This window comes from Herbiconiux sp. FW305-C-125, from assembly GCF_058783455.1.
Genome location: NZ_JBYSYO010000004.1, coordinates 286,355 through 299,515 on the forward strand (window position 1 = coordinate 286,355; position 13,161 = coordinate 299,515).

Annotated in this window: 11 protein-coding genes; 2 read left to right on the forward strand and 9 right to left on the reverse strand. The window is 70.6% G+C overall.

All coding sequences use genetic code 11. The features are described 5' to 3' along the window. Positions 1-49: 49 nt before the first annotated feature. Positions 50-658 carry a maleylpyruvate isomerase family mycothiol-dependent enzyme gene (locus AC3WLB_RS13270; protein WP_492506670.1) on the forward strand — a complete coding sequence of 203 codons (609 nt, stop codon included), beginning with the start codon at positions 50-52 and terminating at the stop codon, positions 656-658. 225 nt (positions 659-883) lie between these two features. Here AC3WLB_RS13270 and AC3WLB_RS13275 read toward each other — a convergent pair whose 3' ends face one another. After that, positions 884-1,435, reverse strand: coding sequence for a MarR family winged helix-turn-helix transcriptional regulator (locus AC3WLB_RS13275; protein ID WP_492506672.1), 552 nt, complete (start codon positions 1,433-1,435; stop codon positions 884-886). A 78-nt stretch (positions 1,436-1,513) separates the two neighbouring features. Here AC3WLB_RS13275 and AC3WLB_RS13280 point away from each other — a divergent pair, with 78 nt between their 5' ends. Further along, entirely contained in the window at positions 1,514-2,782 is a 1,269-nt protein-coding gene (locus AC3WLB_RS13280) for an FUSC family protein (protein ID WP_492506674.1), read from the forward strand. Here AC3WLB_RS13280 and xylA read toward each other — a convergent pair. The 8 genes from xylA to AC3WLB_RS13320 form a co-directional block, all read right to left on the reverse strand. Beyond that, positions 2,763-3,956 (reverse strand): xylose isomerase, encoded by a 1,194-nt coding sequence (gene xylA / locus AC3WLB_RS13285; RefSeq protein WP_492506676.1) that lies wholly within the window; start codon positions 3,954-3,956, stop codon positions 2,763-2,765. The two genes, AC3WLB_RS13280 and xylA, sit on opposite strands and share 20 nt — an antisense overlap. 159 nt (positions 3,957-4,115) lie before the next feature. Further along, the gene (locus AC3WLB_RS13290; protein WP_492506678.1) at positions 4,116-5,666 is read right to left on the reverse strand and encodes an alpha-N-arabinofuranosidase; all 1,551 of its coding nucleotides are present in this window, start codon (positions 5,664-5,666) and stop codon (positions 4,116-4,118) included. 34 nt (positions 5,667-5,700) lie between these two features. Then, positions 5,701-6,795: a Gfo/Idh/MocA family protein gene (locus tag AC3WLB_RS13295; protein WP_492506680.1), complete on the reverse strand. Its 1,095-nt coding sequence runs from the start codon at positions 6,793-6,795 to the stop codon at positions 5,701-5,703. Beyond that, on the reverse strand, positions 6,774-7,475 hold the full coding sequence (locus AC3WLB_RS13300) for a ThuA domain-containing protein (RefSeq protein WP_492506682.1): 702 nt from the start codon (positions 7,473-7,475) through the stop codon (positions 6,774-6,776). Before AC3WLB_RS13300 ends, AC3WLB_RS13295 begins: the two co-directional genes overlap by 22 nt. Before the next feature lie 7 nt (positions 7,476-7,482). After that, positions 7,483-9,837 carry a beta-xylosidase/alpha-l-arabinosidase gene (locus AC3WLB_RS13305; RefSeq protein ID WP_492506684.1) on the reverse strand — a complete coding sequence of 785 codons (2,355 nt, stop codon included), beginning with the start codon at positions 9,835-9,837 and terminating at the stop codon, positions 7,483-7,485. 30 nt (positions 9,838-9,867) lie between these two features. Further along, positions 9,868-10,791, reverse strand: coding sequence for a carbohydrate ABC transporter permease (locus tag AC3WLB_RS13310; RefSeq protein WP_022895465.1), 924 nt, complete (start codon positions 10,789-10,791; stop codon positions 9,868-9,870). Further along, complete coding sequence (locus AC3WLB_RS13315) at positions 10,788-11,819, reverse strand: carbohydrate ABC transporter permease (protein ID WP_492506686.1); 1,032 nt, start codon at positions 11,817-11,819, stop codon at positions 10,788-10,790. The genes AC3WLB_RS13310 and AC3WLB_RS13315 overlap by 4 nt, the downstream gene beginning before the upstream one ends. Before the next feature lie 10 nt (positions 11,820-11,829). After that, the gene (locus tag AC3WLB_RS13320) at positions 11,830-13,119 is read right to left on the reverse strand and encodes an extracellular solute-binding protein (protein ID WP_492506688.1); all 1,290 of its coding nucleotides are present in this window, start codon (positions 13,117-13,119) and stop codon (positions 11,830-11,832) included. Positions 13,120-13,161 lie beyond the last annotated feature (42 nt).

The following is a 13,161-nucleotide window of genomic DNA, read 5'->3' on the forward strand; positions in this document are numbered from 1 at the left end:
AGTCTCGCACCGGCATCGCTCGGGCGGGAGCTGTGCCACGATGGTCCGTATGGGCAGCGCAGCCATGTTCTTCCACTCCGCCACGGCGTTCCACGATCTCGTCACCCGAATCGACGACACGCAGTGGGAGTCGGTCGCGCTCGGCGAATGGACGGTGCGTTCGCTCGTGGGGCACACCACACGCGCCATCCTCACCGTCGAGAGCTACCTGCTGCTCGACGACCCGGGGTACCCGAACGTGCCCAATGCGGAGTCCTATTACGCCCGCGTGTATCGCGAGTTGACCGATCCGGCAGCGGTCGCCGCTCGCGGGGTGGAGGCCGGCGTGTGGCTCGGCGACGACCCGGCGCGGGCGATCGCCGACGCGCTCGGCCGCGCCGTGGCCCTGGTCGACGCCGCCCCACCGGAGCGGATCGTCTCGATCGGTGGTCTCGGCATCTCGCTCGCGGAGTACCTGCGCACGCGCATCTTCGAACTCGTGGTGCACTCCCTCGACATCTCGCGCGCGACCGGCCTGCCGCACGGCCAGTCGCCCGAGGCGCTGACCGCGACCCTCCAACTCGCCGCCGGCGTCGCGGCAACGCGGGGCGACGGCGAGACGCTCCTGCTCGCCCTCACCGGTCGCGCCACTCTCCCGGACGGCTACTCGGTCGTCTGACCCCCCACGGCGGACGACCGGGCATGCGTCCGGCGGCGCAGGATCGTTGTGGTGTGTGCGTGGAGCGGCGCGGACTCGCGGTGACCGGGCGCGGCCTGGGCGGCGCGGACTCGCAGGTACCGGACGCGGCGCGGGTGGCGCGGTGCGGCGCGGGCGGCGCAGCGCGGGTGGCGCGGAGCGCCAGCGCGGCGGGTGCAGCGGGCGGGCGCGCTGACGCCCGCGAGCTCAGGCGTCGTCGAGGGCGGCCAGGGCCGCTCGGAGGCCACTGACGAGGTGCGCGCGGTCGCGAGAAGGGATACCTGCCACCATTTGCCGCTCCACCTCCAGCAGGGCGGGGAAGACCTCGTCGATCAGAGCGGTTCCGGCGGGCGACAGGCTGATCAGGGCGCCGCGCCCATCGGCGGGGTTCGTCGACCGCTGAAGGAGTCCCCTGTCCCCCAGGGAACGGAGTCGCTTGGTGATCGCCGGGCCGGATGCCAGCGAGACCGTCCGCAACGAGCCCGGTGACCGCGGGACAGGCGCCCGCCGCAACGCCGCGAGGAGGTCGAACTCGCCCCGCGTGAGCCCGTAGCGGGCCAGGAACACGTCGCCTCGGCGACTGACCAGTGCGGCCGCCCGGAGGATGCGCCCGACGATGTCGATCGGCGTCGTGTCGAGCCCGGGATGCAGCTCGGCCCACGTTGCACGCACGCGATCGACGTCGTCGTCCTCGTGCGGCAGTTCTCCCGCTCGAGCAGCACGGGGCTCGGCGGCCGCGGACCGGTCGGAGGTCACCATATGACGACGATACAATAGTTCACGAGTAAACTACTTTCCGGGTCGACGGCGACCTCCGCCCGTCGCCCGAGGAGCCTCATGTCCGCATCCACCCCCACCCGATCGACGCCGCTCGCATCCGCCCACCCCCGGGGCGCCGTGCACCCCGGCCCGGGAGCCCAGCGGTTCTGGCCGCACCCGCGGCGCATGATCGAGCTGGGACCGCACGGCGGGGCTCATCGAGTCGCCGTGCGGGCGGGGCTCGCCATCGCCGTCCCGCTCGGCGTGCTGGCCGCCACCGGGCACATCGACCTCGCCCTCTACGCCGTGTTCGGCGCGTTCACCGCGCTCTACGGCCGCTCGCACAGCCACGTCACGCGACTCCGCATGCAGGCGAGCGCCGGCGCCGGACTGGTGCTCGCCGTCGTGCTCGGCACCGCAGTGAGCGTCTCGCCTGCCCGCGACTGGCTCGTGCTGCCCGTAGTGGCGGTGATCGCCGCGGGCGCCACCTTCGCCGGGGATGCTCTCGGCTGGCATCCGCCCGGCGCGCTCTTCTTCGTGTTCGCGCTGACCGCCTGCGCCGCCGTACCCTCCGACCCTGGCCGGGTGGTGGTCGCCCTCGTGCTCGCCGCCGGGAGCGCCGCGCTCGCCATCGCGATCTCCACGGTCGGACTCGCGCTCCCGAGCGCCCGGCGGCGCGAACGGACACACCTCGCCACGAAGTTCGCGGCCACGGCACGGAGCCGGGCCGAATACCTGAAGGTGCTGACCCTGGTCGTGGCGGTGGTCGCGGCCGGACTGATCCCGACGGCGACCGGGATCGGGCATCCGTACTGGGCGATGGTGTCCGCCACGGCCGCGCTCGGCGCCGCCGACACGACCGGGCACCTGGTGCGCGCCGGGCAGCGCGTGCTCGGCACGTTCATCGGCCTGGCCCTCGCCGCGCTGCTGCTCGCCGTGAGCGCAGGGCAGATCGAGCTGATCGTGATCATCGCGCTGCTGCAGGTGGGGGCGGAGCTCTTCGTGATGCGCAACTACGGCGTGACGATGATCTTCGTCACGCCGCTCGCGCTGCTGATGACCCAACTCGCGCACCCCGTCGACGAGGCCGGGCTGCTGCGCGACCGCGCCCTCGAGACCGTGCTGGGCGCCGCGGTCGGCATCGCCGTCAGCGCGATTGCCTTCGCTCTCAGCCGCCGCTCCACCGGCACCGCCCCGGCCGGCCACGCGGAGGCGCCGGTGACGGAGTCCGAACCGCCGGCGACGTCCGCGACGGCGGCAACGGCGTCACCGCCGGCCCCCTCCCGCGACCGCGATGCAGCGGGCGCAGCGGATGCAGCGGCGCGAACTAGCCGCGGGCGCCCGTGAGGTGCTCGAGGGCGAGCTGCTGCAGGCGCACGAAACCGAAGCCCTTGCCGTCGAAGTAGGCCGATGCGTCGAAGTCCTCGAACGCAGAGCGGTCGGCCAGCAGCTCGGCGTAACCCTCGCCCGCAGCGAGGGTCGGCTCCGAGAGCTCCGTCACCCGCGACGCGGCGAGCGCCTCCTGCACCTCCGGGTCGGCCCGGAAGGCCGCCGCGCGCTCCTTGAGCAGGAGGTAGGTGCGCATGTTGGCGGCGGCCGACTCCCAGACCCCGGTGGAGTCCTCGGTGCGTGACGGCTTGTAGTCGAAGTGGCGCGGCCCGTCATAGGTGGGTCCGCCCGACGGGCCGCCGTTCTCGAGCAGGTCGACCAGCGCGAACGCGTTCTGCAGATCGCCGTGCCCGAACACGAGGTCCTGGTCGTACTTGATGCCGCGCTGACCATTGAGGTCGATGTGGAACAGCTTGCCCTGGTAGAGCGCCTGCGCGATGCCGGCCGCGAAGTTGAGCCCGGCCATCTGCTCGTGCCCGACCTCGGGGTTCACGCCGACCAGCTCGGGGCGCTCGAGCGTCTCGATGAAGGCGAGCGCGTGACCCACGGTCGGCAGCAGGATGTCGCCCCGGGGCTCATTCGGCTTCGGCTCGATCGCGAACCGGATGTCGTAGCCCTTGTCGGTGACGTACTGCCCCAGCAGGTCGACCGCCTCGCGGTAGCGCTCGAGCGCCGCACGGATGTCCTTGGCCGCGTCATATTCGGCCCCCTCGCGGCCACCCCACATCACGAAGGTCTTGGCGCCGAGCTCAGCCGCGAGGTCGAGGTTGCGCAGCACCTTACGCAGCGCGAACCGACGCACGGCGCGGTCGTTCGAGGTGAAGCCGCCGTCTTTGAACACGGGGGCCGAGAACAGGTTGGTGGTCACCATCGGCACCACGATTCCGGTGTCGGCGAGCACCTGCTTCAGCCTGTCGATCTGGGTCTGGCGCTCCGCATCCGTGGAGCCGAAGGCGAACAGGTCGTCGTCGTGGAAGGTGAGGCCGTAGGCGCCGAGCTCCGAGAGCTTCTCGACCGCGTGCACCACATCCAGCGGCGCCCGCGTCGGGCCACCGAAGGGGTCGGTGCCGTTGTAGCCGACGGTCCAGAGACCGAACGAGAACTTGTCTTCGCGAGTGGGGGTCAGGGACATGAGTGCTCCAGTGCAGATTCAGTGCCAAAAGTGGTTACGAACAACATATTGACGGATGGATGGGATGTCAAAGAAGAATTCGGAGATCAATATCAGCGAATAGAGGCAACGCTCGACGGCCGCAAAAGCCGTTGGCAACATCAAACGCACGACCAATCATCAGGTCATGTCCAGTTCGACGGTCACGTACGAGTGCGGCGGCAGATCGACCCGCAGTTCGGTGCCGAACGGGCCCGGCTCGAAGAGCACCGGATGATCACGCACCACGACGGCGTCCGGCGCGGCCGCGGTGTTGTGCGCGTCGATCGAATCGGCGGAGAGGATGCGCGCCCGCGCACCCGACACGACGCGGCCACGGAGGTCGAGCAGCACCGGCAGCGCCCGCTCGGCATCGAGATTGCTGATCGACACCAGGGCGGTGTCTCCGTCGGCCGAGGACCTCGTCGACGCCGACGCCGAGACCAGGTCGAGGCTCCCTGCGGCCACCGGCCGCACCCACGACGGAGCGTCGACGTGCACCCGCAGCGACGCCGCGTCGTGGTGCCCCACGTTCATCCGGAACACGTGGTAGCTCGGCGTCAGCACCAGCGCCCCGCTGTCGGCGTCGGTGAGGATCATCGCCTGCAGCACGTTCACCGTCTGCGCGATGTTCGCCATGCTGAGCCGGTCGGCATGCCGGTGGAACGCGTCGAAGTGCACACTCGCCACCAGCGCGTCGCGCAGCGTGTTCTGCTGGTAGAGGAAGCCGGGGTTGGTGCCCTCCTCGACGTTCCACCAGGTGCCCCACTCGTCGAGCACCAGACCGATCGTCTTGGCCGGGTCGTAGACGTCCATCACCGCGGCGTGACCGCGGATGAGCTCCTCGACGTGCCGCGCCTTCACCATCGTGGCGTAGTAGTCGTCGAGGGTGAACCGGGTGGCGTCGCCCTTGTCCTCCCAGGGACCGGGGATCGTGTAGTAATGGAACGACAGGCCCTGGAAGATGTCCTTCGGCCCGTCCCCGCAGCCGACGCAGCCGACCGACTTCATCATCGTCTCGGTCCACCGGTAATCGTCGTCGGAGGCGCCGGCCGCCACCCGGTACAGGCGGTTGTCGCCGTGATCGCGCAGGAACGTGGCGTACTGGCGCGCCAGATCGGCGTATGCCTCTGCGCGCATGTTGCCGCCGCAGCCCCAGGCCTCGTTGCCGATGCCCCAGAACGGCACCCGCCACGGCTCGTCGCGCCCATTCGCCCGACGGAGGGAAGCCATCGGCGACTCGCCACCGCGGGTGAGGTACTCCACCCACTCGCTCATCTCGCGCACCGTGCCCGAACCCACGTTGCCGTTGACGTACGGTTCGGCACCGAGCAGTTCGCAGAGCGCCATGAACTCGTGCGTGCCGAAGGAGTTGTCCTCCACCACGTCGCCCCAGTTCGTGTTCACCATCCGGGGCCGCTGATCGCGCGGCCCGATGCCGTCGCGCCAGTGGTACTCGTCGGCGAAGCATCCGCCGGGCCAGCGGAGGTTCGGGATACGGAGTTCGCGCAACGCCTCCACCACGTCGAGCCGGATGCCGCGCACGTTCGGGAGCTCGGACTCCTCACCCACCCAGAACCCCCCGTAGATGCAGCGGCCGAGGTGTTCGGCGAAGTGCCCGTAGAGGTGCCTGCTGATGCGCGGCCCCGGCAGATCGAGGTCGATCACGAGGCGGGCGGATGCGGTGGTCATCGATGTCCTCCGGATGAGATGTGGCGATCGCGGCTCAGGCGAGCCACTGCGACGGCGGGGTGAGCGGTACGAGCGGCGGCAGTGTCACGGTCGAGTTCACCGGGACGCGGCGCCCCGAGTGCGCCGATTCGAGCACCGCGGTCATCACCTCGAGTGCGTGCAACCCGATGGCCCCGGCCGCCCGTGGCGCGTCCGGTTCGCCGAAGACGAAATCGATGAGCCCGACCCCGCGGCCGCCCTCCTCGAACCCGGCGCTCGGCGCGACCGTCGACCAGCCATCCGCTCCCGCCGCGAAGCGCCGCACCTCGCCGCCGAACCAGTTCGGGTCGGGCACCGCGAGCGTGCCGAGCTCGCCGTGGATCTCGATCGGATTCGCATCCGTGTGCACCCCGTCGAAGCTCGTTGTGAGGGTGGAGAGCGCACCGTTCGCGTGCTCGAGGATGCCCGTGACATGGGTGTCCACCCCGACCGGGATCTCCTCCCCCGCCCGCGGACCGGTCTGGATGACACGCCGCGAGCGCAGCCGGCTCGCGGCACCCGTCACCGCGGTGACGGGCCCGAGGGTCTGGATGAGCGAGGAGACGTAGTACGGGCCCATGTCCAGCAGCGGCCCGCCCCCGGGCGCGTAGTAGAAATCGGGGTTCGGATGCCAGGCCTCGTGCCCCGCGGCCACCCAGGTGGCGGTCGCCGAGATGGGCCGTCCGATCAGCCCCGACTCCACGGCGGCGCGCGCGGTCTGGGTGCCCGTTCCCAGCACCGTGTCGGGCGCGCTGCCGACCCGCACACCGGCCGCTGCCGCAGCCGCGATCACCTGGCGCGCCTCGTCGAGGGTCGCCGCGAGAGGCTTCTCCCCGTACACGTCCTTGCCCGCAGCAATGGCCGCCAGCGCCACCTCCGCGTGCGCCGCCGGGATGGTGAGGTTCAGCACCGTCTGCACCTCGGGGTGCGCGAGCGCCTCGGCCACGTCGAGTGCCATCGCGCCGGTCTGCTCGGCCACCGCCGCGGCGCGCTCGGGCGCCAGGTCGGCGACCGCCACGATGCGCAGCCGCGGATGCCGGATGAGTGTCTCGAGGTAGGCCCGGGAGATGACCCCGAGGCCCACGATCGCTATGCCGTGCGGGCCGCCCACAGCATCCCCCTTTCGATGATGGTGCGTACGTTCTCGTCCTGCAGCACGTCGACGCTGTGCCCCGGTGTCGCCACGACGACGCGGCCGGCACCCCACTCCCGGGTCCAGACCGCGGGCGACACGACCGGTCGGTGCCACGGGTGCCAGGCCGGCGCCGGATGCGTCGTGGTGGCCAGCACGTCGATCAGGTCGTCGTGCAGCACCCAGTACTGCTCGGTGTGCAGGACGAAGTCCGCGAGACCCGCGGTGATCGGATGCTCGCGTCCCGCATCCGTCAGCTCCACCCGGTAATCGAGGAAGTTGTCCGTCTCGTCACCGACCCGACCATCGGGAGCGGCGGCCGGATGGGTGGCGAACTGGCCGCCGATCAGCTGCAGGTAGTCGGACTCGTTGCGGAACGAGTCAGCGATTCCGCCGTGCCAGCCCACGAGCCCGAGGCCGCCCGCGACCGCGTCGCGGAGCCCCGCCACGGCCTCCCGCGAGATGGTCGACATGGTGACGCACTGCACCACCAGGTGCTGCGCGGCCAGCAGCTCGGTGTCGGCGTAGACCTCGGGTGTCTCGTGGATCTGCACCGCGAAGCCCTGCTGCTCGAGGAAGGGCAGGAACAGTTCGGTCGTCTCGACCGGGTGGTGGCCCGCCCAGCCGCCGCGCACCACCAGCGCTGATCGCTCGCTCATCGCGCCCTCAGCTCGCATCGGCGAGGGCTGAGACGTCCGCGCCCCGTTCGTCGCTGTTGACGGCCGCGGTCACGGTCACGGTCGCCGTGGCCACCCGCGCATCCGCCAGGGTGACGACGTGCTCGGGCCCGACGAGCCGGATGCTCGTGGCCGTCTCGCGCTCGGCGACCGACGGCCCCACCCAGAGCTCCACCTCGCCCGGCTCCACGACGCGCTCGTAGCGGAGCCCGGTGAACGCGAGCCGCGCGGTCGGCACGTCGAAGCGCACCACCGCCTCGGCACCCGCGGCGAGCTCGACCCGCTGGTAGGCGAGCAGTTGCGCGACCGGTCGCGTGACACTGGCCTGCACGTCGCGGGCGTACAGCTGCACCAGATCGGTGGCGGCCCGCCGGCCGGTGTTGCGGATGCGCACCGACGCCGAGAACACGCCCCCGGCCGGCACGGCGTGGTCGGCGACCAGCTCGGTGCGCTCGAAGGTGGTGTAGCTCAGGCCGTAACCGAACGGGAGCACCGGCGTGTTGTCGGCGCTCGTCACCTCCGAAGGGCCACCGAGGATCGGGTGCAGGTAGGAGTACGGCTGTGCACCCGCCGAGCGCGGCAGCGACACGGGAAGGTGACCGGAGGGCACCACCGCGCCCGTGAGCACGTCGGCGAGGGCGGCTCCACCCTCCTCGCCGGGGAAGAAGGTCTGCAACACGGCGGCCGGGCGCTCGGCGCCGTTCACCGCCCAGTCGACGGCGTAGGGCCGGCCCGAGCAGATCACCAGCACCACCGGAGTGCCGGTCGCCAGCACCGCCTCGACGAGCTCGCGCTGAACGCCGGGGAGCTCGAGACTCTCGACGTCGTTGCCCTCGCCCACCGTTCCGCGGCCGAAGAGACCGGCGCGGTCGCCGACCACCACGACCGCGACCTCGGCGGCACGAGCGGCGTCGACGGCGGCCGCGAACCCCGACCGGTCGTCACCCTCGACATCCGCCCCGCGCACCGCGTGGATCTCGGTGTCGGGCAACGCTCCGCGCAGCGCGTCGAGAACGGTGGGGATCTCGAAGCCGATCGGCATGCCCGGGTGGTGGGCGAGCACGTGGTTGACGAAGGAGTAGCAGCCCATGAGCGCCTCGGGCGAGTCGGCGTTCGGGCCGATCACGGCGAGCGTCGCCGGGGCGCGTCGGCCGTCGGCGAGCGGCAGCACCCCGTCGTTCGTGAGCAGCACGATGGACTCCTCGGCGATGCGGCGCGCGATCGCCCGGTGGGCGGGGGTGTCGAGGTCGACAGCCGTGGGGGCGTCGTCGAACCGGGCATCCAGGAGTCCGAGTTCCTCCTTCTGCGCCAGCAGCCGCAGCACGGCGCGGTCGACGAGCGCCTCATCGGCGAGGCCCGACCGGATGCGATCGGCCAGCGGCCCCAGGAACGCGTCGCCGGTCGGGAGCTCGACGTCGATGCCGGCCGCGAGCGCGAGCTCGGCCGCCTCACCCCCGTCGGCGGCCACGGCGTGCATCAACTGCAGGAAGGCGACCGAGAAGTAGTCGGAGACGACGACGCCGTCGAAGCCCCAGCGCTCGCGCAGCAGCTCGGTGAGGTACTCGGGCGTGGCCCCGACCGGTGCGCCGTCGATCTCGGCGTAGGAGTTCATCACCGAGCGCGCCCCGCCGTCGAGCAACGCCATCTCGAACGGCGGCAGCAGCACGTCGTTCAGCTCGCGCCGGCCGAGGTGCACGGGAGCGTGGTTGCGCCCCGCCTGCGAGGCCGAATAGCCCACGAAGTGCTTGAGCGTGGCGTGCACGCCGGCGCTCTGCAGGCCCCGCACATAGGCGGTGCCGATCGTGCCCACCACGTAGGGGTCTTCGGCGATGCACTCGTCGACCCGGCCCCACCGCGGGTCGCGCACGACGTCGAGCACCGGCGCGAGACCCTGGTGGATGCCGAGCTGCCGCATGGACTCGCCGATCAACCGCCCCATCTCGGCGACCGCGTCGGGGTCGAACGCGGCCCCCCACGCCAGCGGCGTGGGGAACGTCGCGGCTTTCCAGGCGGCGAGCCCGGTGAGGCACTCCTCGTGCACGAGGGCCGGGATGCCCAGCCGCGTCGTCTCGATCAGCCGTCGTTGCTCGGCCCACAGCCACTCGGCCCGCTCCAGCGGGTCGACCGGTCGCGTGCCGTAGACGCGGGTGAGGTGCCCGATGCCGTGCACCGTCGCATCCGCGTACCCCGTCGATGTCGCCATCTCGCCGGCGAGGGGCGCGACGACCTCGCCGCCCTGGTCAACCCAGTACCCGACGATCTGCGCCAGCTTCTCCTCGAGGGTCATACGGGCGTGCAGCTCGCGAACCCGGTCGGAGACGGCGGGCAGGTGCGGAAGGCTCACGGAAGCGTCACTTTCTTCGAACGGCACCGGTCAGCCCTTGACGGCGCCGGTGAGGCCGCCGACGATGCGGCGTTCGAACAGGCTGAAGAACAGCAGGGCGGGGATCATCGAGAGCGAGGTGAACGCCAGCACCTTCGCCGTGTCGACGGAGTACTGCGACGAGAAGGCCTGCACGCCGAGCGGCAACGTGAAGGCGGCCTCGTTGTTGAGCAGGAACAGCGGCAGCAGGTAGCTGTTCCAGCTGGCGATGAAGGCGAGGATGCCCACGGTGATCACCCCGGGCATGGCCAGCCGCACCACCATCCGCCAGAAGAAGCCGAGCCGGCCACAGCCGTCGATGAACGCGGCCTCCTCGATCTCGCGCGGGATCGCGCGGAGGAACGGCACCAGGATGATGATGGTGGTCGGCAGGGCGAAGGCGATCTGCGGCAGGATGACCCCGGCGAGCGAGTTCATGAGGCCGATGTTCTTCACCACGATGTAGAGCGGCGTGATGGCCACCGTCATCGGGAACATCAGGCCTGCGGCGAACACGGAGTACATCACCCCGCGGCCACGGAACTGATAGCGGGCGATGACGTAGCTCGCCATGAGACCCAGCGCGACGACGCCGAGGGTGGTGACGGACGCCGCGATGGTCGAGTTCAGCACCTGGCTCCAGAACACACCCCCGGTGAGCACATCGAGGTAGTTCGCGAGGTTCCACGGGTTCGGCAGCCCCGAGGGGTCGACCGTGATCTGCGAGTTCGTGCGGAATCCGCCGAGGATGATGTACACGACGGGCGCGAGCATCAGGGCGATGACGACGAGCGCCACGAAGTAGACGAGCGCGTTCCCGCGCTGCATCGGCGTGCTGCCCTTCGAGCGGCGCTTGCGGGAGAGCCCCTCGCCCGAGCGGTCACCCGGGGCGGATGCGCCGGCGGCGCGGGCGGTCGAGGCGATGGTGGCGGTCATCCGCGGCGGCCTCCCTTTCCGGTGAGCGCGCCCTCGGTGTCGCGCCGCAGCACGAACCGCTGGTAGACCAGGGCGACGACGAGTGAGATGACGAAGAGCACCACCGCGACGGCGCTGCCGTAGCCGTAGCTGCCGGCGTTGCGCCCGTTCGTCACCATGTAGGTGACCATGGTCGAGGTCCCGGCCGTCGAGGAGACGTACTGCCCCCAGATGATGTAGACGAGGTCGAACAGCTGCAGCGAGCCGATGATCGACAGGAACGCCCAGATTCGGAGGGTCGGTCCGAGCAGGGGCAGCGTGATGCTGCGCTGGATCTGCCAGAACGACGCGCCGTCGATGGCCGCCGCTTCGGTGAGTTCGTCGGGGATGCCCTGGAGCCCGGCGAGGAAGAGGATGACGGCGAAGCCGACGTACTTCCAGGTGATGATGCCCATCAGGGTCCAGATGGCGATGTCGGGGTTGGCCAGCCAGTCCTGCGCGAGACCGCCCAGCCCGATGTTCTCGAGCAGGCCGTTCAGCGCGCCGTTGGTCTGGAGCATCAGGCTCCAGCCGGTGCCGACCACGACCTCGGAGATGACGTAGGGCACGAAGATGAGCACCCGGATGATCGACTGGCCACGCAGCTTCCGGTTGAGCAGGAGCGCGAGCAGGATGGCGACCGGGCCCTGCAGCACGAGCGACAGCACCGCGATGATGCCGTTGTGCAGCAGTGCGTCGTGGAACGTCGGGTCCTGCAAGATCGTGATGTAGTTCTGCAGCCCGACGAAGTCGACGGCGGGTCCGTAGCCCTGCCAGCTGAAGAAGCCGTAGTACCCCGCCACCACGACCGGGAAGATCACGAAGGCGAGGAAGATCACCAGCGCAGGTCCCGCCAGCAGCGCGATCTCGAGCCGGGTGGTCCAGCTCGTCGTCGCGCGGCGGGGCTTCCGCGCAGGCGCCGAGGGCGGCGGCGTGGTGCCGCCGCCCTCGGTCGTCTCGAGATCGGCCGCCGTGTCGAGCACGGGGGCCGCCTTCTCGCGAACCTGCATGTCGGGGCTCCTAGCCCTTCTTGGCGGCGTCGTTGACCGTCTGCACCAGCTGCTCCGGGGTGCTCTTGCCGGCGAGCAGGTCGACCACTCCGACGTTCAGCGCGTTGCCGACGTTCAGGCCGTACACGGTGTCGAGCCACTGCGACACGTAGGGTGCCGCGTTGTAGGCCTTCAGGATCTCCTGGAGGTACGGCTCGGTGACGGCGCCCTGGGCCTCGGTGTTCACCGGCGGAGCGTTGAAGGCCACGTAGTAGGCCTCCTGCACCTCAGGGGTGGCGATGTAGTTGAGGAAGTCGACACACTGCGGCGGAGCATCCACCGCGCAGGAGTAGCCGTCGACACCGCCCAGCATGGAGCCGGGCTCGCCCTCGCCGCCCTGGACCTCGGGGAACGGGAACCAGGAGAGGTCGGGCAGTGGCTTGGCGTCGGGCGTCAGCGACGCGATCACTCCCGGGTCCCAGGCGCCCATGAGCTCCATGCCGGCCTGGCGGTTGGCGAGGAGACCGGCCGAACTGCCGGCACCCTGCTGAGCCGAGGTGGTCAGGAACCCCTCGTTGAAGGGATCGGTGGCGGCGAAGGCCTCGAGGTCTTCGCCCGCCTTGATCCAGCACTCGTCGTCGAAGCTCTTCTCGTCGGCGGCCTTGGCCAGGGTGTCGGGGCTGCACTCGCGGAGCGCGAAGAAGTAGTACCAGTGCGCGGCGGGCCAGGCATCCTTCGCGCCGAGCGCGATGCCCTGGGTGCCCGAGGCCTTGAGCTTCTGGGCGGCGGCCTCGAGGTCGTCGACGGTCGTCGGCGTCTCGGTGATGCCGGCGGCCGTGAAGAGGTCCTGGCTGTAGAAGAAGCCGCCCGGCAGCACGGCGACCGGCATGGCGTAGGTCTTGCCGTCGAGCTGCTCGGCCTTGAACGAGCCCTCGGGGATCTGGCTCTTGGCGTCGGCCGAGATCTTGTCGGTGATGTCCATCACCTGGCCGGCGGCGACCATGGCCGCCATCTTGCCGCCACCGCGCTGGAGGAAGATCTCGGGGCCGTCGCCGGAGTTCATGGCGGTCTGGAGCTTGCCGTCGAGGTCTTCGTTCTGCACGGTCTGCACGTCGATGGTGACGCCCGGATTGGCCGCCTCGAAGTCGCTTGCCGTCTTCTCCCAGAACGCCTTGCCCGGGCCGGTGGTGGAGTTCTGCCAGAGCGTCATGGTCACTGCGCCGTCGCTCGAGCCGGAATCCGATCCGGCGCTGCACGCGCTGAGTCCGAGCGCCCCCAGAGCGAGGATCGCAGATCCGGCGAGGATCTTTCGTGCCTTCATGTGGTCAACCTGTTCTCTTCGTCGAGCGGCACCATCGTCGTC